At 34.4% G+C, this 24969-nt stretch carries 17 protein-coding genes; 9 read left to right on the top strand and 8 right to left on the bottom strand.

The annotated features are described in order from the left end of the window. Positions 1–48 precede the first annotated feature (48 nt). Entirely contained in the window at positions 49–4596 is a 4548-nt protein-coding gene (locus IPM51_03490) for a gliding motility-associated C-terminal domain-containing protein (protein ID MBK9283361.1), read from the bottom strand. A gap of 56 nt (positions 4597–4652) precedes the next feature. On the opposite strand from IPM51_03490, the gene uvrB reads away from it, so the two are divergent. After that, complete coding sequence (gene uvrB / locus IPM51_03485) at positions 4653–6677, top strand: excinuclease ABC subunit UvrB (GenBank protein MBK9283360.1); 2025 nt, start codon at positions 4653–4655, stop codon at positions 6675–6677. 17 nt (positions 6678–6694) lie between these two features. Here uvrB and IPM51_03480 read toward each other — a convergent pair whose 3' ends face one another. From IPM51_03480 to IPM51_03470, 3 genes are all read right to left on the bottom strand, one after another. Then, on the bottom strand, positions 6695–8206 hold the full coding sequence (locus tag IPM51_03480) for an MBOAT family protein (protein MBK9283359.1): 1512 nt from the start codon (positions 8204–8206) through the stop codon (positions 6695–6697). A 137-nt stretch (positions 8207–8343) separates the two neighbouring features. After that, complete coding sequence (locus tag IPM51_03475) at positions 8344–9561, bottom strand: hypothetical protein (protein ID MBK9283358.1); 1218 nt, start codon at positions 9559–9561, stop codon at positions 8344–8346. After that, positions 9562–11019 (bottom strand): hypothetical protein, encoded by a 1458-nt coding sequence (locus IPM51_03470; protein MBK9283357.1) that lies wholly within the window; start codon positions 11017–11019, stop codon positions 9562–9564. Between the two features lie 106 nt (positions 11020–11125). Here IPM51_03470 and miaA point away from each other — a divergent pair, with 106 nt between their 5' ends. The 5 genes from miaA to IPM51_03445 all read left to right on the top strand — a co-directional run bounded on the left by miaA (position 11126) and on the right by IPM51_03445 (position 16243). After that, positions 11126–12043, top strand: a complete 918-nt coding sequence (gene miaA / locus IPM51_03465; GenBank protein MBK9283356.1) for a tRNA (adenosine(37)-N6)-dimethylallyltransferase MiaA — start codon at positions 11126–11128, stop codon at positions 12041–12043. Then, positions 12036–13304, top strand: a complete 1269-nt coding sequence (locus IPM51_03460; GenBank protein ID MBK9283355.1) for an MFS transporter — start codon at positions 12036–12038, stop codon at positions 13302–13304. The genes miaA and IPM51_03460 overlap by 8 nt, the downstream gene beginning before the upstream one ends. Next, entirely contained in the window at positions 13288–14778 is a 1491-nt protein-coding gene (locus IPM51_03455; protein ID MBK9283354.1) for a hypothetical protein, read from the top strand. Before IPM51_03460 ends, IPM51_03455 begins: the two co-directional genes overlap by 17 nt. Positions 14779–14787: 9 nt before the next feature. Next, positions 14788–15240 carry a DUF4293 family protein gene (locus IPM51_03450; GenBank protein ID MBK9283353.1) on the top strand — a complete coding sequence of 151 codons (453 nt, stop codon included), beginning with the start codon at positions 14788–14790 and terminating at the stop codon, positions 15238–15240. 112 nt (positions 15241–15352) lie between these two features. Then, positions 15353–16243, top strand: coding sequence for a peptidoglycan DD-metalloendopeptidase family protein (locus tag IPM51_03445; protein MBK9283352.1), 891 nt, complete (start codon positions 15353–15355; stop codon positions 16241–16243). 2 nt (positions 16244–16245) lie between these two features. Here the strand turns inward: IPM51_03445 and murQ are convergent, their stop codons facing one another. The 3 genes from murQ to IPM51_03430 all read right to left on the bottom strand — a co-directional run bounded on the left by murQ (position 16246) and on the right by IPM51_03430 (position 21165). Further along, positions 16246–17058: an N-acetylmuramic acid 6-phosphate etherase gene (gene murQ / locus IPM51_03440; GenBank protein MBK9283351.1), complete on the bottom strand. Its 813-nt coding sequence runs from the start codon at positions 17056–17058 to the stop codon at positions 16246–16248. A 67-nt stretch (positions 17059–17125) separates the two neighbouring features. Then, positions 17126–20545, bottom strand: a complete 3420-nt coding sequence (locus IPM51_03435; protein MBK9283350.1) for a T9SS type A sorting domain-containing protein — start codon at positions 20543–20545, stop codon at positions 17126–17128. A gap of 200 nt (positions 20546–20745) precedes the next feature. After that, on the bottom strand, positions 20746–21165 hold the full coding sequence (locus IPM51_03430; GenBank protein ID MBK9283349.1) for a nucleoside-diphosphate kinase: 420 nt from the start codon (positions 21163–21165) through the stop codon (positions 20746–20748). 121 nt (positions 21166–21286) lie between these two features. Between IPM51_03430 and IPM51_03425 the strand changes: the two genes are divergently transcribed. From IPM51_03425 to IPM51_03415, 3 genes are read left to right on the top strand one after another with little or no spacing between them, the layout of a single operon-like run. Next, the gene (locus tag IPM51_03425; GenBank protein MBK9283348.1) at positions 21287–22108 is read left to right on the top strand and encodes a T9SS type A sorting domain-containing protein; all 822 of its coding nucleotides are present in this window, start codon (positions 21287–21289) and stop codon (positions 22106–22108) included. 3 nt (positions 22109–22111) lie between these two features. Beyond that, positions 22112–23032 carry a ribonuclease Z gene (locus tag IPM51_03420; GenBank protein MBK9283347.1) on the top strand — a complete coding sequence of 307 codons (921 nt, stop codon included), beginning with the start codon at positions 22112–22114 and terminating at the stop codon, positions 23030–23032. A 53-nt stretch (positions 23033–23085) separates the two neighbouring features. Next, entirely contained in the window at positions 23086–23766 is a 681-nt protein-coding gene (locus tag IPM51_03415; protein MBK9283346.1) for a response regulator transcription factor, read from the top strand. Between the two features lie 68 nt (positions 23767–23834). Here the strand turns inward: IPM51_03415 and IPM51_03410 are convergent, their stop codons facing one another. After that, entirely contained in the window at positions 23835–24941 is a 1107-nt protein-coding gene (locus tag IPM51_03410) for an SPFH domain-containing protein (GenBank protein ID MBK9283345.1), read from the bottom strand. Positions 24942–24969: the final 28 nt, after the last annotated feature.

Here is a 24969-nt window from a genome sequence, read left to right as displayed (position 1 = left end):
AAATACTGTGCCAAAAAGGCAAAACTTATTGATTTTAACAATTCGGGACTATCGAAGCAAAGTAATTGTTCCTTTTTGATGGTAAGTTTTACCATCAGTTCCTATACCGGTAATACTAAATAGATATACTCCTGAAGAGCACTTTACTCCAGTATAATTAGTCCCATCCCATTGAATATTTCCGGACTCACTTTGCATTTCAAAAACCTGATTACCCCATCGATCAAATATTATTGCTTTAAGCTCTGTAAGATTCGCCACGTGTAAGAAAAACTGGTCATTTACTCCATCATTATTTGGTGTAAATATATTAGGAACCTGCATTTTGGATGGCATTTCCACGCGTATCGTTTTATAGGCTGTATCTATGCATTTTCCCTTTGAAGCGATAAAAAACACCTGATAAGTTCCCGGTGAATTATATAAAGTATTTATAGTTTCCGAATCATTGGAAATTTGAGATAGACCATTTCCAAAATTCCATACAATATTTACAGCTGTTAGTCCATTGGATTCTGCATTAAACTGTACATCTAATGGTGCAAATCCCAATTCAGGATTCGCCTTTAAACTGGTATTTAAATTACCGTTTTTCACTTCATAAACTCCTGAAATTCTGCAACCGGTGAGTGTGTTCGTTACGTAATAATAGTAGCGCCCATTTAATGACACATCAATACTCGGACTAGATGTGCCACTGAGTAATAGGTTACCGCCATTTGGTGTAATAGCTGTGCTTGGGTTAAAAGAAGCCCCAACTGGATATTGATAAATCCAGTATTTTATAGAAGTGTTTGTTCCGGTTAACTGAATTTGCAAACGTGTTTGATCTTCTCCGCACTGTATGGTTGCAGTGGAAATCTGATTTTGCAGTACCGGAGGTTGTGTTTTATCTAAAACATTTACAGTACCTGTGTGTTTACATCCGTTATAGGCATCTTCTACCGTTAATGAATAAACACCGGGTACATAACAGCTGTAAGATGACGGTCCGCAGGTTGGCGTTTGCGGGGATGGTCCTTCCCAACATGGATTAGCCACAAATGCGCCGGGTCCTCCCCCACTTGTTGTGGTACTGCTACCCGTTGTTAATACCACCGGATTTGATCCTACCGTACAATAAATTGCAGTTGGCGTAGCAATAGAAATAGTGGGATTAGAAATTGGCGGTTTAAAGTTTTGATGGATTGTGACTACCGAAGTTGACTGACAAGCATTTAATGAATTTGTTGCTACCACCGTAAAATTAGCGTAGGTTAACGAAGTTGTACTGGTATTTGGACCATTGGAAGGGTTACCAATTTCTACGCTTGGTGTTGACAAGGTTGGTGGTGTTGAAGGAACATTCCAAGTAATGATTGTATTTGGAGTTGTAGTGGTTCCTGTAGCAATAACTGTTGGATTTTTACAAGTTAATGTTTGTGTAAACATACTGGACGAAACATTGGGCGCAACCGTATTTTGAATAATTGGAACCTGGATGGTTGTACGGCAGAAATTAGAATTATCCTGCACAATAATGGTCCATGTACCCGGTATTGTTGTTACAGTGGAAGTATTGTTTCCTAAAACAACGCTTGGAGTAACCACGCCGGTAAACGAGGGTGCTAAAAAAGTATAACTGCAAGTGGCAGGAGGAGTTTGAGTGGAAACCGGATTTACAATAGAAATTGTTGTTTGATGTAAAGGATTACAACCTACCGAAAAATTAGTTGGACTGTTTAGTGAAAATGTTGGCCAAGCATCCAAAGAAGTAACAGTTACAGTTTTTAATGATATACAACCATTAACAAGATTAGTTGTTTGCAAAGTATAAACACCGGGAGGAACTGCTCCACTTAATAATCCCAATGTGTTATTAGAAGTTGCAATCGGTACTCCTCCGGGCAAAGGATTAAAAGGGCTATACCAATCGTGTTGAATATTAATAGTTGGGTTTGTAACGGTTCCGGAAAAAGTAACCGGGGCGCCTGAATTACAGGTAACAAATTGATTTGTAGGATTCACAAAATTAGTTGGTGCGGTGGTGTTTAATGCAATAGCTACAATTTGTTGAGATAAACATCCGGTGAGCGGATCTGTAACTGTTAATGTTAAAGTATTTGCAGTTAAAATCTGAACCGTAGTCAATCCGGAGGTAAAAGAAGGACTGGTCCAGCTATAAGACAAAGTTCCAAAGGTATAATTACTAACGGCCTGCAAGGTAACGACAGGAACAATGCATGTAATGGAATTACTTCCGGTTAAATTATTTAACGTGAATGTAACCGGAGGTGCCTGTGTTAAAACATTTACAGTTGATGTATTGATACAGTTAAACCCAAAATTAAATACAATAGTATTTGTCCCCACCGGTAAACCAACGGCGCTGAGTGAATTAGGAGCAACAGCTTGCGGAGGCGGATTCCAATCTATAGTTGGAGTTAAAGTTCCGCCGCCGGTTAATGTTACAGTAGCAGAATTAACTGAATAACTACATCCCGACTGAGAAACCGAAGAGGTTAATGCTACTGTAGGACAGCATTGAATATTTAAGGTTGTAGTAAAAATTGGACCGCATGGCGCATTAATATGTGTTTGTAATGTATAAGTTCCATTTGGCAAATTCGCTGTATTTGACATAGCAGAAGTACTCATTGTAGCGGCCACCGTATTGCCATTCGCTGTCCAAATATAATTTACGGTAGGATTAGGAATGCCGGTACTTAAGGTAGCCACCGCTGAAGCTGCATTTAATCCCAAACAATTAACCGTAACGCTTAAACCGTTATTGGCCCCACAGGTTAAACTGTTTACCGCACTGTACACTCCCGCAAATCCACTTCCGCAAACATATAATAGTTTGGTAGCGCGATCGAGTTTTACATCGTAAACAAATTTATTTACAGAAGGCGTGTTTAACTGCACATCATTAAGGGCCACAAACGACGAACCATTAAAATAATATGAAAATAAATTATCAATCCCACCCACATAAACATTATTACAATCATCAACAGCAATCCCTCCCTGTTGTTTAATGGCTATCATTGGTATAGTAGTAAAACCAACTTTTTGTCCGGTATTTTTATTATACGCCGCTACATTATATCCATCGTAATAAAAAAGAAAATTAGCATTTACAGCTAAGCAGTTAAATGCATTTGAATAGTAAGTTCCACCCTGATAGCTTGCTTTGTTTTCTGCTTCAGCAAAGGTTGTATAGGTACTTGGTACCATCCAGGTATTTCCATTAAAGCTATTATTGATTCTTGTTATTTGATTAGAAACAACAGATGTACCCTGGCTTGCATAAATTCCAAAGATTACACCGTAATCATCGACACAAGTAGACAAAAAATCCTGTCCCGCTGTTGGTATGCCTGTAAAATTTGCAACTTGTACGGTGGAAGTTATTTGATCAATTATGCCACCTGATAAATTAGCAATAGTAGATCCTCCCATTTCATATACTGTACCCGAACTACAATGAAAAAGCATGTCCCAAACTTCTACGGTATACAAATAAGGCGTTACCCAATTATCGTAATTTCCTGCAGCATCTAACCGAATAATTCTAACTTGATTATTCATATCGTATCCTACACCCACATATGTTTTACCGGTATTTTTGTTAACTACAAAGTTCCCCAGATATTCATTTCCCGGACCTTGTGATGTCCATGAAATAGGAATTACTGTTCCTGAAAATGTCCATAATAAATTACCAACCACATCATACTTGGCTATCTTGGCTTGATTCACTCCGCCGTATACAAATAAATTGCCTAAACCATCGTGATCCACATCAAAACCATAATTACCCACTACTAAGCTAGTTAATGTAGTAACCCAAGGATCAATTACCAAAGTACGTGAACGATCATAACCAGGGTCGAGTTTAAATTTTATTATACCGTTTTGCAAAATAAATTCGCTTTTTACCTTTTCCCTGGTATTTAAATAATAACTAACCGGCACATGCTCAGTTATACTTTCACGATTTGTTTTTACAATAACTTCTTGATCTTTAAGCATGATGTTTTTTACATCACCACTATACTGAATTTGTATATCGTCCGGATTGGCGCCGGGATGTAGAATAATATTGTATTTAATCCCATCTAATTTATTTTCGGGGAAAGTATACTCAATATCAATGTTATTGTACACATTTTTATAGGTTATCTTTTTGAAAGTACGTGCATTTAACTCCGGTCCACCATAGGTGAAATAATGATTTTGTGTTTGACTCTCTTCCATTTCAATTTGCGTATTGGCATTTAGCCATTTTACAAATACAAAATGAGATTCATCCGGCTTAATTTTTACTTTTTTTCCTCTTTCAATTCTCTCTTTTTCTTTTTCAGAAATCAGATTTCTTTTGATCAACTGGTATACCGGTCCGCTTTGTGTAAAATAAATATGTTCCTCGCCGTTTTCATATCCATAAAGAATTGGCTCTTTGATAAGTTCCTTGTTATTAAACTGACCTTTATTCTCTACAAAAACCCGGCACCCGAAAATGTCTTTTGATAAATGATTGAATTTAGTTTGCCCGAAACTCAATTTCAGACAAAAAACTAAAGCAAATAATAATTTAACACGGTTAGCCATTAGAACATAAAGTTAATTAATAATTGTTGGATTTTTAAATAAAGTATCTTTGTGGCATGTCATTTAATTTAACCTCAGAATTTACGCCTACCGGAGATCAACCGGAAGCCATAAAACAATTGGTGGCCGGCCTTACAAACAAGGCTCAACATCAAGTATTATTAGGGGTAACGGGTTCAGGCAAGACATTTACTGCAGCGAATGTTATTCAGGAAATAAATAAACCAACCTTAATACTAAGCCACAATAAAACTTTGGCCGCACAATTATATAGTGAATTCAAACAGTTTTTCCCGGACAACGCAGTAGAGTATTTTGTTAGCTACTATGATTATTACCAACCCGAAGCATTTTTACCTACAACAGGGACCTACATTGAAAAAGATTTAGCTATTAATGATGAAATTGAAAAATTAAGGTTAAGCGCAACCTCCTCTCTACTTTCAGGAAGAAGGGATGTAATTGTTGTAAGTTCGGTGAGTTGTATTTACGGTATTGGAAATCCGGTTGATTTCAAAAAGAATATTATTCCTATAAGCGTTGGCCAAAATATTTCCCGAAATAAATTTTTACATCAACTTGTTTCTTCACTTTATTCAAGAACAACAGGTGATTTTGCCCGATCAACTTTTAGAGTGATTGGTGATACCGTAGACATAAATTTGCCTTACGCTGATTATTGCGTAAGAATATTATTTTTTGGAGATGAAATTGAAAGTATTGAAACTTTTGACCCTGCAAATAATTATAAAATTGGTGAATTTAAATCCTTTAATATTTATCCGGCCAATTTATTTGTAACAGCACCTGATACTTTACAAAAAGCCATGCATCAAATTTACGACGACATGATTATACAGCGTGATTTATTCATGTCGCAAAAAAAAGAATTGGAAGCCAAACGATTGGAAGAACGGGTTAATTATGATTTAGAAATGATGCGCGAATTAGGTTATTGCAGTGGAATAGAAAATTACTCGCGTTATTTTGACGGAAGAGAAGCGGGCACTCGTCCATTTTGTTTGTTGGATTATTTCCCGGATGATTATTTGATGCTTATTGACGAGAGCCATGTAACTTTGCCTCAAGTGAAAGCCATGTTTGGAGGAGACTTTAGTCGTAAACAAAATTTAGTTGAATACGGATTCAGGCTTCCCTCGGCCATGGATAATCGCCCATTGAAATTTGATGAATTTGTATCTCTTCAAAATCAAGTAATTTACATTAGCGCAACGCCATCAGATTATGAGTTGCAACTTGCAGGCGGAGTTGTTGTTGAACAATTAATTAGACCAACCGGCATTATTGATCCATTGATTGAAGTGCGTCCTTGTAAAAATCAGGTAGATGATTTATTGGATGAAATACACAAAACAGTTGAGCTAGGTGAACGCGTTTTGGTGACAACACTTACCAAACGAATGGCTGAAGAGTTAAGCAAATATTTAAGTAAATTAAATGTAAAATGTAGATATATACATAGTGAAATAGACACGCTTGAAAGAGTAGAGATTTTAAGACAACTCCGCGCTGGTATTTTTGACGTTTTAGTGGGTATTAATTTATTGAGAGAAGGTTTGGATTTACCGGAAGTGAGTTTGGTGGCAATATTAGATGCAGATAAAGAAGGATTTTTAAGGAATGAAAGAAGCTTAGTTCAAACTGTTGGCAGAGCCGCTAGAAACGTGAACGGAAAAGTAATTATGTATGCCGACAAAATAACCGAAAGCATGCGTTTTACCATGGAAGAAACCGAAAGGAGAAGAAAAAAACAACAAGATTATAATATTCAGCATAACATAACACCCAAACAAGCGGGGAAAAAACTTAGCCAGCACTCTCAATTTGGCGGAACAGAAGTATCTCTGAACGGAAAAATGGTAAAAACATATATTGAAAACGAAGAATTGAATTTAGCTGCCGATCCCGTGATACAATATATGAGTCCGGAAGAACTAAAAAAACAAATTACAAAAATAAAATCGCAAATGTTACGGGCGGCTAAAGAATTAAACTTTGCAGAAGCAGCTAAACTTAGAGATGAAATGTACGCATTGGAAAAAATGATGAATGATAAATAATAATAAAAGCAAGTTTTCTAAAACTGAAAATAAATAAAAGGTTGCATTTCACCACTCATAAACTGATACATACAAAATACAACCAGAATAGTTAATAGCCCCATTACAATATAATGCTGAGATGAAAACCAATTTCTATATTTTTCTTTTAATCCTTCAGGTATCCAATGTATGATATATCCTATTAACATGATTAGGAAAACCCATTTGTATCCGGCGATAATATCAAAAATTAAATCCAATCCGAAATAATTTCCGATTCGGTAAAAAATATTATTTACGGTTTCTAAATTCTGGCTTCTGAAAAATATTCTAGTGAAGCTGATAAAAGTTAAAGTAATCAGCATTAAAATAAAACGGATGATTCTTCCATTAGAATTTTTAAATGGAGAATAATCTTTCCAGAATTTATGAATCATCAATCCTAAGCCATTTAAACCACCCCATATTAAAAATAACCAGCTGCTTCCATGCCAAAGCCCACCTAACAACATGGTAACCATTAGATTTATATTAGTATTAATTGTTTGTTTAACTTTTGGAAAAACCAAAAATAATATGATTAATAATATTGCTAAGCCTATCAACCAAAAAGTTAACCATATTTTTCCGCTTATTAAAATCATAAACACAGATATAATGGTTAATGCAACATATGAGCCTATTGTTCCTTTTCTATTACCACCTAACGGAAAATATAAATATTCCTGCAACCAACTGCTTAATGAAATGTGCCAGCGTTTCCAAAACTCACTGGCGCTTGTAGCTTTATAAGGTGATAAAAAGTTTGTTTTTAAACGATATCCTAAAAGTAAAGCAATGCCTATAGCCATATCTGTATAACCGCTAAAATCCATGTAAATCTGAAGCGAATATCCAAATATACCAAACACGGCCTCTACTCCACTGTAAAATGTAGGATTATCAAATATTCTATCGATATAATTAACCGCAATATAATCAGCAATAATTTTTTTTGAAAAACCATTTAAAATCCAAAATAAAGCCAATCCAAATTCCTTTTTCTCTAGCTTATAGGGCTGATAAATTTGATGGAGAAAATCATGTGCCTTAACTATTGGACCGGCCACAAGGTGAGGGAAAAAACATACAAAAAAACCGTAATCGAATATGTTTTCTACCGGCAATACATTTTTCCTGTACATGTCTATTACATAAGACATAGATTGAAAAGTGAAAAAGGAAACACCTACCGGCAATAATAATTTATCCACACTAAAGGCAGTACCAAAGAATGTATTTGAGAAATGAGTGAAGTGATTAAAAAAAACAGAATCCGATCCGGTTATATCATTAATACTTTCATGAAAAAAGTAAGAATACTTAAAATAACATAACAAGCTTAGATTAAAAATTATACTGATGCTAAGGAAAGTTTTTCGGGCTACCTGAGACTTGCTTCGGTGAATCAACTTCCCCCATTGATAATCACTACAAATGGTAAAAAATAAAAGAAGTACAAAAACACCACTGGTTTTAAAATAGAAAAACAAACTTACCAGTAACAAAAATACAGTTCTTAATTTATTGTGCCTGTATACAAAACTGTAAATTAGAAGTACAACGGCAAAAAATGCCCAAAAAAACAATTGCGTAAACAGCAAAGGCTTGTCTTGTGAATAAGCAATTATTTGATTGAAAAAATCTATTTCAATTCCTTTTTAAAATAACTTTTGTATTGGGTAATCATAGCCTCATGCATTAAATTTCCTAACAAGGTATAGCCTTTGCTTGAAAAATGAACACGATCGCGTGCTGCTAATCCGGACTTTACCCATTTCAGCATAGACTTATATCCACCCATCAGTTCATACATATCCCAAATAGCCAAGTCGTGCTTTTCCATTAATTCAAACATCGCTTCACGCGTGAGTTGACTTCGCTTATTTGGAGTTTTTCTTCGAATAAAATTATCTGTAGTTGTGGTTAAAAGAATTGCACAGTTGGGAGATGCTTGTCTAACTTTATCAATTAAACTGTCATAGTGGCTTATGTAATTTGCCTTATTAAAATTTTTATCTTGTGAATCATTTACGCCTAGCGACATAATCACTAAATCAGGCGCAACGGTTTTTAATTGTTCAACCAGGTAAGTGCATTTTAAAAATGAACCACTTTGCGCACCGTTAGCGCCCAAGCAGGCATAAAATAATTTTGAGCCATAACCACTTTCTACACTCATTCCAAATAAAATAAAGTCTTTTGTAATAGTATCTAACCTAATCATATTAAAGGAAACAGAATCAATTGCATTCATGAAACTAAATTGCGTATAACCCTGTTCGGGATAATCTAATCTTAGTCCTAAACTATAAATTGAAGTATCTAATTCGAAATTAAAAGAAGGATTAAAATTGTGATATACCTTTACTGTTTGAAAATTACGGATGATAGATTGAGGTTTCAGTTTCAAACCAAAAGAGTTAGCACTATCGTTACTACTTACACTCATGCCACTCATGCCCAAAGGCAAACAAAAGTCTTTAGTCACACATCTGCATTTTTTCCAATTACCGTTCCCAAAGGTTGATATATAGTGTGGGCTATTGGTTTTGGCTAATTTATAAGGAAAAATAAAATATCCGCCTCCATCAGGCTTGAACTCGTTTGATAAACCCGTGATAAAGGTATTACTCCACGTGCCACCTTGTACATGCGAACCGCCCATATGAGCTATGCTAACTCGGCTTCGCGTTTTATTTGAAATAGAATCAAGTTTTTGATAAAACAGCATAAATTTGGATGAATCCTTTGCGTGAATTATTTTATTACTTTCCAAATTAATAAAAGTGTAAGTATTTGCAATCTGTCCGCTAATAAATGGAGATACAAGAAATAGAGATATTATAATTATTATTCGCACTTATTTTTTAGATTTTAAGTAAGCATTATATTCGTTCATGATTGCGCTATAAAATAACGTAGCAATTTTTCTAGCTCCTTGCGGCGAAAAATGTATGTAATCTGTTGCGGCAAGTTTTTGTTCTACCCATTCAGGCATTGAATTTTCGCCTCCCATACAATCATACATATCAAAAAATGCACAACCCGACTCAAGCACTATTTTTTTAAGCGCATTACGCGTGTTTTCTAACTGCGGATGCGTTTTATATTCGGTACCTTCCTTTACACTCATATCAGCCGGACCAACAAAAATAATGCTTGCTTGCGGTGCTAGTTTTTTTATAATGGAAATTTGCGACCTTAAATATCCTGCATAATTAACAGCTATGCTACCATCTTTTATACTTGGAATAGCGTTACCACCAAATTGCAGTATAATTAGTTTAACATTTAAATAATCATAAAATTGTTTTAACTGAGCAGAATTAATATGATGAAAAAAGGTTCCGCTGCTTCCCCGTAATCCAATATTATCCACATATATCCCCTGATCAGACTCAAGTGAAAATGAATAAAAATCAGGGCTATCTTTTCCTTTAAATTTAAAACTATGACTTAGTGATCCCAAGCCCACTTTATATTCCTTTACTCTAAAGTATCCGTTCGACTCCAAACTATCGGCTCCACTTAAAGCGGGTCCGTCATAAAACTCGCACCAAGTTTTTGTTTGAGAGCCACCATAAAATAATTTTAATTTGGTATACTTAGTAGCATTTACTCCACCGAGTTTACTTGTATTTATATTTATTTCGGCACTAAGCATTTGTGAAGAATCGGAAACGTTTTTATAAGGGGCGAATCTTGCAAATCCACCTAAAACGCCAAAATTTGAATGATGTACGCGTTTATCTTTTCCGGTAAATGTATTATATCTATCAAATCCATCACTCGCTTTAACCTTGGTTATAATACTTTGTGCAATAGGCATTGCAGAAAAAAGGCCCGGTCCTTGTCCACCAAATTGTCCTTGCAATTTCAATCGTAAATAATCTGTAATTCGATCGCCTTCAATCTGACTATCCCCATAGTGCAAAACACGGATAGACTTATTACTTTTCTTAATATCGGCAAGCGCATCAAAAAAACCAGATAAACAACTTCTGTTATTATATTGTAAACCGGTTTTAAGTACTTTTTTTACTGTATCTTTTATTAAAATTTCTTTAATAAGGGAATCGGCAAAAACATTTGCAGTATCTACATTAAATGAAACAGTATCCATTGCATCTGCCATGGCAATTATTGCCGAAATATCTTTTTTCTCGGCTTTAGGCGAAAATAAAGATTGAAGACTTGGGAAATTAAGTGTTAAATCCTCTTTCACCGCCAAGCCTTCCTCCGGAAAAGAAAAACTTAATAAGCCTAAGGCAAGAAAAAGTAGGGCCGCAAAAAATAAACTATGCAGAGGTTTATGCATTTTTTAAAATTAGGGCTAATTCATTTAAATGTGGATGTAACAAACAATAGTTGTTCACAACGAATTTTGAATAATTAATGCATAACAATTAGTATTTTTAAGCACTATAAAAGAGAAGAACAAATACCTGGTTATTGTTACAGGGCCAACAGCAGTTGGTAAAACTAAATTAGCTATAACATTAGCTCAATATTTTAATACAGAAATTATTTCATGCGATTCGAGGCAATTTTATAAACGATTAGATATAGGAACGGCCAAACCTACAGAACTCGAACTAAAAACTGTAAAACATCACTTTATCAATATTAAAGAACCAAACGAATTATACGGTGCTGGACATTTTTGTGAAGATGCCTTGATTACTCTTGAAAAATTATATACAAGTAAGGATGTTGTGATTATGGCCGGCGGTTCGGGCTTATATATCAATGCGCTCATTCACGGAATTGATGAATTTGAAGAAGTTCCTATTTCAATCCGTGAGCAATTAAATGCTGATTATATTTCAAAAGGCAAAGAATATATTCAACAATTACTTTTGGAATTGGATCCGCTATATTATAATCAGGTAGATTTAAATAATTCTCAACGCATCATTCGGGCTTTGGAATTAACCCTTCATACCAAGCAACCCTATTCTACTTTATTAACTAATCAAAAGGCTACCAGAAATTTCATTCCTATAATTCTGTTTATTAATACTAACCGAGAAATTTTATATCAACGTATAAATGACAGAGTAGATCAAATGATACAAGAGGGTTTAGTGGATGAGGTAAAATCGCTTGAAAAATTTGCAAATTTCAATTCCTTAAAAACTGTTGGGTATAGTGAAATCTTTGCATATTTACGTCAAGAACTAAGTTTAGCTGAAGCGATTGAAAAAATAAAACAGCACACACGGAATTATGCCAAAAGACAAATCACTTGGATAAAAAACAAATTTGAACACGAAGAATTTGAACCTACTGAATTTGAAAAAATAAAAGGATACTTAGAACTAATTATTCAGCATGGGTAAGCTTTTTTCTTTCATTAACGATTATAAGAACCTGGAAAAACCTGTGCTCAATGTTATAATTTCAGAGTTTTTCATACAAATTGTAAATGCAACATTCATGAATATTTTACCTCTTTATATGTTTAAAGAAGGTTTTTCAAATGATGAAATTGCGTTATTTATTACTTTTCGTTTTGTTGGCGTTTTTTTATTAGCCTTACCACTCGGAAAACTTATTAAGGGAAAAAAATTAATGTCTTTTTTCTATCTAAGCAATTTATGCATTCCGGTTTTTGGTTTAGCAATAGTTATTTCCATTGCATTACACTTGAAAACGTTAACTATAATTTCACTATTATTATGGGGTGCATCATTTACATTTATGCAGGTGCCTGTAGCTCCATTTATATTAAGAAATTCCAATTCATTACATCATACCGCCGGATTATCTTTAAGTTACAGTACTTGGAGTTTTGGTGGCATAGTGAGTGGAATTTTAATTGTAATAATGGATCTAATCAATCCTGAATTATTTAATGAACAATTTATTTTAATATTTTTTTCTATAATAGGATTTCTTGGTGTATACTTTTTATATCAAAATAAGGGATTCAAAGAAATAGTAATCGACGGCACTCCTGTAAAAACAAATACTATTCATAAAACAGAATGGTTTGTTGTTATAAAAGCATTGATACCTACATTAATAATTGCCACCGGTGCAGGCTTAACAATTCCATTTATTAGTTTGTTTTTTGAAAAAGTACATCATGTAGATAAGGGAGGCTTTTCCATGTTGAGTTCAGTAGCTGCTTTACTGGTTGCATACTTTGCCTTATTAGTTCCAAAAATAAAAGCTAAAATAGGTTATAAAATTGCTATACCAACAACTCAATCATTAGCTATTATTTCATTGATTGCTTTGGCCACTACACAATATTATAATCACATGACGGTTGCTGTACTGATTGCAAGTGTTTGTTATATAATTAGGCAACCTTTAATGAATATGGCCGGACCAATGACTACGGAAGTTGTACTAAAATATGTGGGACCTAAAAACAGAGAAATTACCAGTGCATTAACTTCAGCTATTTGGAGTGGAAGTTGGGTGTTAAGCGGTATTATGGTAACCCTGTTATTTAAAACCGGATTTCAGTTTGTGAGCATTTTTTTAATGACTGCTGTACTGTACGCCGTAGGAGTTATTTTGTATTATTTTCTTATATTAGATTTCATCAAACGTAAAGAAAAGGGACTAATAGATGAAGAAATTAATTAAAATTATATTTGCATTTTCATTCTTGGCACTCCGTGGAAATGCGCAGATTAAAGAATTAATTTTAGAAAACACCGGTGTTCAAAAATACAATGGTAAACTTTATGTGTTTGGCACTCAAAAAAATGATAAAGTTTCTAATCTGATTATTTACAAATTCAGTTTAAATTTAGAGCTTGAGGATAGCTTAAACCTTAATCTACAAAATAAAAGTGGCGACGAATATCTTCAACTAATTTCGGATACCCTTCATAATAAATTAAACATATATTTATATAAAAAAGAAAAGAAAACGGCTCAGATAATAAAAATTGAGTCTTCTTTTAAAATGCCCAAACTAGAAGATGAAATTGATGTTGCCAGAATTAATAGTTTAGCCTTATTGCAAAAAGAAATTTATTACTTCAATAATGATGTGTACAGTATTAAAACCATCAAAGACACTAGCGGAATTCAGTTTTATTTAAACAAGCATCGATTAAAAAAAGACAAACCTAACTTTGAGTACGAACAAGCATGGCAATTTCCTTTCGAAAAAAAGGACATCAATTCAGCCTTAATAATACATGCAGATTATTCACGCGTAAGATTATTTGTGAATATAATAGATGGTAATAAAAAAGGCCAATGGTTATTAAACATTCATGCCAAATCCGGCAGACTAATAAAAGGAACTAAAATTTCCGATAATGGTGGCTTATCGCATTTTAATTTCTCAAAAGCTTTATCGGATTCCAGTAATGGAAAGTTTTATGTTTTTGGTCAGAAATATTCTGAATTTGATGTTGATCAGAATAACAATAAATTAAACTTGGACGGAAAAAAGCAAATTAAACTTTTTGCATTTTGTATAGACAGTTTGGGAGAAGAGTGCGGAAACTTCGAGTTTGCATTTCCTATCCTAGAACCGAAAGGCTATGCGAATAAAATACCGATTAATTATATTATTCGTTTAGCGGAGATCGAGCAATATACAAACGGAACAATTAATATTATTGCCAATATTTTTAAGTCGGTTAAACAAAACTGGTGCTATCAACATATAAACACCTTCAAATTGGAACTAAACCAAAATAATAATGTCTTTACAGCTAAAAATCAAAATATTGGGACAAATCTGTTATTTGAAAAATATTACGGGCAATCGGAAGAAAACGATTTAAGCGGGAAGATTTGTATCGACACCTTAATCGAATTTGAAAAAGCATTCACTTCAAACTTAACATTTCCAATACAGATAGCTTATAAGCTAGATGAAATGAGAAACCCAATATGGCTTTTGCAAAAAAATGACAGTAAAAAGAACATGCTTAACATATCGATGATAAGCCCGGTTAAGAAAGTTTACCAAATTACGTCCTTATTTAATTTATCTAAAACTGAAAATCCCGGGGTAATTTTAATCAACAATAGTCGGTTTTTAATTTTTAGACAATCAACCCAGGATAAATTTTTATTGCAGATGAATAATTGGTAATATTGTGGAATGATTCAGCGTATACAATCTTTATTTCTTATTGAAATTATTTTTCTGTGTGTTTCGTTATTCTTTGTGCCTGTACAGCATATTTCAAACAATGGATTGGTACACCCCATTACTTTAGTACCAAATTCATCCATAGATTTGCAACCCGGTGAAGGTCTTTACGGAATTTTAGGTTTAAATATACTGACCGTTATAATAAGTGGAATTACCTTATTTATGTTTAAAAAAAGGGAATTACAGATAAAGTTATGTTATCTGTTAGTTATACTATTTGTAATTATGATATGCATAATATCGTTTTACCCGCTTACAGAAATTAACCAGAACATGACTGTAAGTGATAATATTTTTGCCTATGTAATTCTTATTGTGGCGTCTATTTCGGCTTATTTAGCAGCACATTTTATTAAAAAAGATGTTGAGCTTATTAAAAGTTCGGACAGAATAAGGTGATTTACGGATTAAAACCGTGATGAAAATCTAGTAAAATACTTCAAAAATTGTATTTTAGCATTCTTTGCAAATCAAGAGAAAATATTGGATTCTGTTGTGCTTTATTTACTTGGTGAAAGTAGACTTAAAAGCGTTTAATTTCCCTATTGACTCCATCAAGTATATTTCTAAAACTAAACTTGTTAAACTAATAGATTTAATATTTGATTCCGACGATATTTCGTCGAAAGAAATTGATAAACTCAATTATTATTCCAGCTTACTGCAAAACACCAAAGCAGATTCTGTTCGAATTTCTGAGTTTAATCTTTTTGAACTAAGTTTCTATTCACCTGAAGATGAAAAATTATTATTTCCATTTACCAGTACAGAAGAAATTCCAACATCCTTTAATTTGGTTTTAGAAAATGAATATTTAAGCCACTATCATCCGCCGTTTAAAGGGGTAGTAACCTCCAATTATGGATGGAGAGACGGGAAAATGCACAATGGTATTGACATTGATTTAAACAAAGGTGATAAAGTATGTGCAGCTTTTGACGGTAAAGTGCGTATTGCCAAACGGCAAGGAGGATTTGGAAATCTGGTAATACTCATGCATCCTAATGGCCTTGAAACAGTTTACGCACACCTTTCCAAAATAAAAGTAAAAACCGGAGATGTAGTATTAAGTGGGCAAACAATTGGCTTAGGTGGGAGTACAGGGCATAGCACCGGATCTCATTTACATTTTGAAGTGCGGTATTTGAGTCACCCGATGAATCCGGCCACTTTTATTTCTTTTCAAGCATTCAAACTTTGTTATCATACCATTACTATTAAAAATTCAAAGCATAAACTCACGGCTTACCCTAGCAATTGTTCATTACACACCGTGAGTAAAGGCGAAAGCTGGTCAGTAATTGCTCAAAAATATGGGATTTCAACAAGGCAATTATTAGCCTATAATGGTGTTTCCAAACGATATTATTTACGGCCCGGACAACAACTAAGAGTGCAGTAATATTATTTTTTATTCTGAAAAGCTTCCGTTGCCTTTCTAACACTTCCGTATTTTAATAACAATTGTTTTGCTTCTTCTCTATCTAACAATCCTGTATTTTTCATTACCATTAAGGTTCCTCGCTCCACTAGTTTATTGTTACTTAGTTGCATATCAACCATCTTATTTCCTTTTACTCTTCCCAATTTAATCATCACAGAAGTAGAAATCATATTTAATATTAATTTCTGAGCTGTGCCACTTTTCATACGTGTTGAACCAGTAACAAATTCAGGTCCCAAATCAACCTCTATAGGGAAATCTACAATTTTTCCGATTGGTGTATTTAAATTACAACAAATGCAGGCCGTTAGTATTCCCATTCTCTTACAATTTTCAAGTGCTCCCATCACATATGGAGTGCTACCAGAAGCCGCAATTCCTACAACCACATCGTTTTCTGAAATATTATACGCCTGCAAATCATCCCATCCTTGATTCATATCATCTTCGGCAAACTCAACGGCTTTTCTAATCGCCTCGTCTCCTCCCGCTATCAATCCTATTACTTTGCCATGTTCTATGCCGTAAGTGGGCGGACACTCGCTGGCATCAACAATCCCCAATCTTCCACTTGTTCCGGCTCCTAAATAAAACAATCTCCCATCAAAGCGCATCTTTTGTACAATAGCAGAAACCAACACTTCAATAAACGGTAGAATCTTTTCAATAGTAAAGGCAACAGTTTTATCTTCCTTATTCATGCTCGTTAGCAACTCTGCAACGCTCATCTTTTCCAGATCATTATAATTAGAGTCTTTTTCTGTTGTTTTCATTTTTTAAATGTACTCAAAAAAAAAGCTGTCCGTATTCGGACAGCTTTTTATTATAAAGTTTTTGAAACTATTTAGTAATAATTAATTTAGAAACTCTTCTCATTCCTGAATCGCTAATCACATTAACAATATACATTCCGGTTGAAAGTTCGGCCACATCCATAACAATTGTAACGTCTCCGTTATTTGATTTACCGAATTCCTGTGCTTTCACAATTCTTCCGTTAATATCCATGATATGTACTCCGATATTTTCACCATCATATGAGCGGAACGTGATGTTCACCTCATCATTTGTTGGATTAGGGAAAAGTTTAAGATTATTCGAATGAGCAGATTTTACAATTTCTTCCACTCCAATAACTGTTTGTGTATAATACTCATTGTTCGTCCAAATTCCACGACCATTTGTGGCTACGTAAATTTGTCCGGAATTATAACATTCCCATGAATTCATAGTTTGTTGTTTGATATCAAAAATTTGAACGCGCGGTAATTGGTTGTTGTTAGCCAGTGACCAACTAGGACTAGCCGCTGAAACGTCATTTGTATAATAAATACCTCTTTCTGTTCCAATAAATGCTTTTTTATTATCTTTCTTTTCTAATAATGAACAATAAACAGTTTGAAAAGGATCAGTAGCCGAACCACTTTTATTTACAAAACCGATATTTGAAAAATCTGATTTTTTAATACTGGTTGTATTTGCCATTGCAAAAGTTCCGGTTGCGGAAGCATCGTCAAAAGTTAACAACATCATTGAGTCATTTTGTGCGATACTAATGCTTGTAATTTTATTTGGGAAATTTCCTAATAAAGTGGTACGATACGGACAACGAGGATTAGGTGTTTGGAAGCCGGTTGCTGTGTATTGTGGCGGTGCAGGAGTGTTACTATAAGTGAAAATTCCGGTATGTAATTTACCATTATAACTCTTAGCCGTTGAATCTAATATATCTGTGATATAAGATACGCGGTATAGATAATTTTGATTAGTAGCATAATATAACTCTGTACCGGAACGACTCCATTCAATAATTGTTGGCGTACCCGTTATAGCAACCGTTTCGTTGATTCCTGATAATGGAATTCCAAGAGAGTTTGTGGTAAGAGCTTTGTTTGCACTAAGTTTCACGAAGCTTAGTGGTGTATTTAAATCCAATGGTGCTTTGCTGATATAAATTGCCGCATCTGCATTATTACCATACGCTACTGCTAATCTGGCCGAGAATTTTAAATCAAACTTCTGAAGCGGGTTTGATGTGGCATTTACCGTACTTGAGGCCGGTTGTGTCCAACGCATCGAAGTAGGTGTAGTAACAGAATATGTTAATCCTTTTGTAGAAATATTATCATATAAAATGATTAAGGAATCTCCGGCTTCATATCTGTAATACACAGTTGCCTTCAATCGAACATAAGACTCTATATTCGGAACAGATGGACTTGAAGCTGGTTGAGTGGTAAACAATGGCCCGGCTAACGCAACATGTACTTCGTCAAGTTGATTTGTTGAATTAATAATTACTTTATTTAATGAATAGGTAGGAGCACTCGTGTATCCATCAATCGACATAATTGGTGCATTAAGCGTACCGGTAGGCGGCAAAACAAAGGTGTTCATTTGAATAGCCAACGTTTCGGTGTCAACTGTGGTGAATGTTGGAATCGTAATTGTAGCCGGTGTTGCAACAATTTTTACAAGGGTTGCCCGAATCACAATATGATCCATCACGGCTTTTTTCTGTGGACGACCAACTGTAAAAGTAAAATTAGTTGATGTCGTTAGCGAAGGAACTGTGCTTAAAGCAAAAGATGTGTCATTATAAAAGTAAAGTTTATCCGGATTGGCCATAGTTACCATAGGCGCCGATTCTTGTCCATAATATTCCCACATCTTAAATGGAGTACCTGTTAATGTGAAATTAGAACCTGTAATATTTACCACGGATTGATTCGCGGTATTAGCTACAAGCTCAGTAACCATTGGATCAGAAGTTTCTACATTTGTTGTTCGGTAAAGTGGTCCGTTTGCAGTCATATAAGCTGCGCTAGGTAGAATTTTCGAGAATTGAGTAGCAAAGATATCTCCACCTATTGAACTCACCTCCTGATTAACATTAACATTACTCCCGGTTAAAGCACCTCTAAAATAAATATTACCATTACCTCCTGTTCCTCCAATAAATCCAATATTTGGTGTAATTGCCCCTCCATTGTTATTGGAAAGCGGATAACGCTCAATACTAACACTATTAAATTGGCCGGTAATTAAATTTTTGTAAAATGGTTGCCAACTTAACATCCCATCAACAGAACGATAAATTCCAGCATCGGTAATTGCATAAACCGAAGAACCGATAATTTTTACATCATGAATATTTTCATGAACATAAAGTTGAGAATTTAAAAACAAAGGATTTCCTCTTTTAATCCAATTACCAATCGGATTGCTGTTTGTTCCTCCAGTTCTTTGGAAAGTATAAAGAAAATAGCCACCCATGTAAAGATAGTCAGGATTAGTTGGACTAACAGTTAAACAATGTGCGAAGTCACCGGATGCTCTTGTTGTTCCGTTAAACAATGGATCTAACTGAGCAGAACCAACCAAAATTGTACCCCAGGTAGTTCCACCGTCATAAGAAACAAATAAACCAGACAAAGTGGGTGAACCGTTATTACCGGTAATGTATTTTGCAGCACAGGATGCATACACAACATTAGCATTTGAAGGTGCAATGGCTAATTCTATTCGACCATAATTAGAATTTGTTACTGCAATAGAAGTTGGAGTAATATTGGCAAATGTTGCTGAGCCCAAATCAGCAGTACTAGCTTTCCATACCGTAGTAGAAGCGGAACCCGCGGCAGTAGATTCATAACCTACCGAGCAGTATAAAATTCCATTAGAATCAAATTTTATATCCTGGCCAACCATTGAAGGTGTGCCTGGTGCAACAAAATAATTTGCTCCTCCATCAGTTGATAACAGAATACCTTTATTTCCTGCTAAGGCTAACATGTTATTATTAACCGGACTGCAGGCAATTTTATTGATAACAGTACCTGTTTTAGATGAATCCGCTACAATAACTAAATTAGCACCTGATTTTTTATATAAACCAGTACCCAATAAAGCTTTTGCCTTTTGTGTGGCTCTTAAAAATCCTTCGCCGGTAGCGGCAAAAATATCGCCGTCTTTAGAAACAGCCATGTAACTAATATTTCTTACGCTTCCTTGATCATCCAATGGCCCCCATTCAACACCACTATTACCAGAAACGAAAATTCCACTGGATGTGCTTCCTACTAATAAATAAGAAGAATTATTTTTATCAATAACCATGTTTCTCACACGACCGGCAGTATAAACCGGACCTGCCGAAGACCAATTAAATTGCGCAACAGCTTCATAAGAAATACTTATTAAGCCAAGCGCTAAAAAACCACAAGTTTTAGCTAAAGATTTTGATAGAAATTTATTCATAGTATGCGATTAAAGTAAATTAGTTATTTTTAACAAAAATGTTAATTTTTTATGGAATAACAAAGCCTAAAATGCCCCTTTTTTTTAACCTGACCCTTTTTTTTGAGAAGTGGTCGGTTTTAACCCATTTCTGGTTATTTTAACAAAAAAACCCCAAGAATCAAAGTTCAAGGGGTTGATTTTGAATGGAATTTTATAGATTAATATCTCTCTAGCTTTGAAAAAAAGAAGTCAGCTTCTATTTCAGCATTTTCATCGCTGTCGCTACCATGAACTGCATTTGCTGATATTGACTTGGCAAATAGTTTTCTGATTGTTCCGTCTTCGGCTTTTGTTGGATCGGTAGCTCCAATTAACTTCCGATAATCAGATACCGCATTATCTTTAATCAAAATTGCAGCAACTATTGGGCCACTACTCATATACTCTGTTAATTCACCGTAAAAAGGCCTTTCCTTATGCACTTCATAAAACAAACCGGCTTGTTCTTTTGAAAGTTGCATATATTTCATAGCTCCAATTTTAAACCCGGCTTTATTAATCATTGCTAGTATAGGTCCGATATTGTTGGCAGCCACAGCATCCGGCTTTATCATGGTGAAAGTTTTGTTAGTTGTCATATTTATAATTTGGAAGGCAAATTTACTAATAATAAAGGCTTTCACAAAAAATTAGCTGTTGGTTCGTTCTTTTTAATTTGATATGAATTTGCTTACCTTAGCTTTAATTAATCCCTTTAATATGAAAAAAATATACATCTTACTTTTAACTTTTGGGTTATTATCTGTTTTGAAATCACAAGTTGCTTCTTGTACCCTGGACCCTACCTTTGTAGCCTCCAATAAAAAAGGTATTTGGCCCGATAGTGCCACCAATTTTTTATCGGGTACAGTTGGAATTCCATATTCTCAAAATCTTACCATTAAAGTTCCTAAGGATACGGTTACCAATCCATTAACCTTATGTTTTAACCGGATTGAAGTAAGCACTACCACTTTGGTAACTAACTTTAATTTACCGCCGGGACTAAATATGTTGGGAGGAACTAATGTTACCGTTACTTCCGGAACTTATAAATTTCCGGGTAACGCAAATACTTGCGCTCAAATAAGCGGTACACCTACAACAGCAGGATCATATACATTACAGTTTAAAGTTCAACCTTACATGACACCCGCAGTGGTTTCTTGTCCAAGTAGTCCAAACACGGCAGGAGGTAGCGCATTAAGCGCGCCAACAATACTCGCATACTATATCATTAATATTGTCAATCCGGCTGGAATAAAAGAGGTAGTGAATAAAAATTCACTTCAACTTAAAAATTTTCCAAACCCGGCCAATTCCCTAACCACCATACAATTTAAGGTTGAAGATGTGGCGCCGGTTAATATTTCCCTTTACAATATATTAGGCGAATTAATCAAAGAAATAAAAACAGAATCAAAAGTTGGAGTAAATAGTCACTCAATTCCATGTGATCAACTAAGCGGAGGTGTTTATTTTTATTCTATTTCTTATAAAAACTATACCGAAACAAAAAGATTTGTTGTTAGTGCAGATTAAAAAATGAACCGACAAAAATTTGAGCTTTTAATTTTAGGTTCTTCAGCTGCCATTCCCACTTCCGAGAGAAATCAAACTTCACAAATACTAAATATTTGCGAGCGTTGGTTTTTAATTGATTGCGGTGAAGCCACTCAAATTCAACTGAGAAAATATAAAAGTAAGCTGCAAGCTATCAATCATATTTTTATTTCGCACTTACACGGAGATCATTTTTTTGGATTACCCGGTTTACTTAGCTCAATGCATTTATTAGGCAGAAAAACCGACATACATATTTATGCGCCAGAAAATTTGAAAGAATTTATTGATAAAGCATTACATGTTTCGGAATCTACTTTAGCCTTTTCAATTAAGTGGACTTTCACAAAAGATGACAAGCTTCGTTTACTTTTTGAAGACGATAAAGTTGAAATATTTTCTTTTCCATTAAAGCACCGCATTTTCTGCACCGGTTTTTTGTTCAAGGAAAAACCTCTACCTAGAAAAATAGATAAAGAAAACTTGGAAAAATTTGGATTATGCACAGCGGATATTCCGGCTTTACGAAAAGGCTTAGATGTAATAAACAATTCGGGAAAAACCGTGAAAAATCAAAAAGTAACCTTAGATCCTTTTCCTTCTAGAAGCTTTGCTTATTGCAGTGATACGATTTACAATTTAGAGGTAGTTAATCACATTATAAATGTTGATTTACTTTATCACGAAAGCACTTTTTTAGAAGATAATTTGGCCAGGGCAAAAAAAACATTTCATTCCACTGCTAAACAAGCGGCAGAAATTGCCAAAAACGCTAAAGCGAAAAAATTAATTTTAGGGCATTTTTCTACCCGTTATCCTGATCTTGATCAGTTTTTAACAGAATCAAAAACTGTTTTTCCCAATAGTGAATTAGCAACTGATGGTAAAAAATTCAATATTTAGTTTTTAATATTAGGCTATATTGTCTATTTTTGTTTAAAGTTATTCTAAATAACATGGTAAAAGTACTAATAGCCGATAAAAATTATCTTACCCGAGTAGGCCTCGAACTACTTGTAGGTGAATTAAATGGCTTTGATTTATTACCAACAGTTTGTGGAGATATTCAGAGTTTAGAGAGCCAACTTGAAATTTCAAAACCGAATCTACTAATAGCAGACTTTTTATCACTGGGTATATCTATTGGAGGTTTAAAGAAATTGATTCAAAAATACAACAGAACTAAATTTGTTGTGATTACTGAATTATTGAATAAACCAGACTTAAAAAAAGTATTGGATAGTGGCACCTTTGGATTTTTGACTAAAGATTGTGATAAAACAGAGATATTGGAATCAATCAGCTCTACTTTGAAAGGAGAGAAGTTTGTTTGTAGTAAAATTCTTTCTATTTTAACTACAGCTCCCGAAATTGTTGAAAGTCCTTCGTACATTAAATCAATTGGCTGTCATGGTGTAAGTGTTACCAATCGTGAAATTGAAATCATTATTGCCATTGCTGAAGGATTATCCAATAAACTTATAGCGGATAAATTATCATTGAGTACACACACAGTAAATACACATCGTAAAAATATCATGAGTAAATTAGGAGTTAGTAACACTGCCGGTGTGGTTATGTTTGCGGTTAAAAATAAATTATTGGAAACTAATTTTGAATTATTTGAAGGAAGCTAATTAATTCGGAAAAAGAATAAAAAAAAAGCGCAATATAATTTATTGCGCTTTTTTAATTTTTACAGGCATTATCCTATAGGAGGTGGTGGTGGAACTTGACTAAATAAATTAATCAACTCTGGCTGCGACTCTGCAGATGCCCAATTGGCCATTCCGGCTTTCCAAACCATAGTAGCCTTAGTAAGTTGACCATTTGTGATCATTGCCTTTAATTGTTCTAGTTGAAAAGGACCGGCTTGTGCTCCATTTACAACAACATGAAATTGAATAATGGGAGGTGGTGGAGGTGTGTTGTTTCCTGTTCCTAAATTATTAGCTCCACTTTGATTCATCATATTGGTCATCATATTTCCCATTCCAAAGCCTACACCCATTCCTACTCCAGCACCACCAATACCTTCATTTTTAGCCGCATCTTTTATCGCATTAGCTGTATTGAATTGAGCCAATTTATTCATGTCAATTCCGGATTGCAAACGAGAGTAATTGAAAATTTCTTTTTTCAATTCCTCAGGCATTGAAACATTCTCAACTAAAAACTTGGTAATGTTTAATCCGTATTCCTGAAAATCATTATTTAACTTTTCTTTTCCTAAGGTTGATAATTCTTCTAAGTTAGAAGCAAATTTCTCAACCGGTATATTACCTTCTCCCACAGCATCTGTAAATTTTGTAACAATCATACTGCGGAGTTGATTGGTAACTTCCTCCGTTGTAAAATGCTCGTCGGTACCTGCAATTTCTTTAATAAACTTTCCGCCATCCGTAACTCGAAATGCAAAAGTTCCAAAACTTCTCAATTCTATAAAACCAAAACGAGGATCACTTAATGTAATTGGATTTTTAGTTCCCCATTTTTGATCAATAAATTGTTTGGTGCTAACAAAATAAACATCTGCTTTGAAGGGACTATTGAATCCATACTTCCATCCCATTAAAGTAGATAGTATAGGCATATTTTGTGTTTGAAGCGTGTGCATGCCCGGCTGAAAAACGTCGGCAATTTTACCTTCATTCATAAATACCGCTACTTGACTTTCACGCACAGTTAACTTAGCACCCATTTTAATTTCATTCTGAAATCTTGGAAATTTCCAGATTATTGTATCATTTGAACTATCAACCCATTCAATGATGTCGATAAATTCATTCTTCAATTTATTAAATAAACCCATTTTTATTTTTTTATATATGTAAATCTAC

This window comes from Sphingobacteriaceae bacterium, assembly GCA_016715905.1.
Taxonomy (GTDB): Bacteria; Bacteroidota; Bacteroidia; order B-17B0; family Aurantibacillaceae; genus Aurantibacillus.
This window is presented reverse-complemented; position numbering and strand designations above follow the sequence as displayed.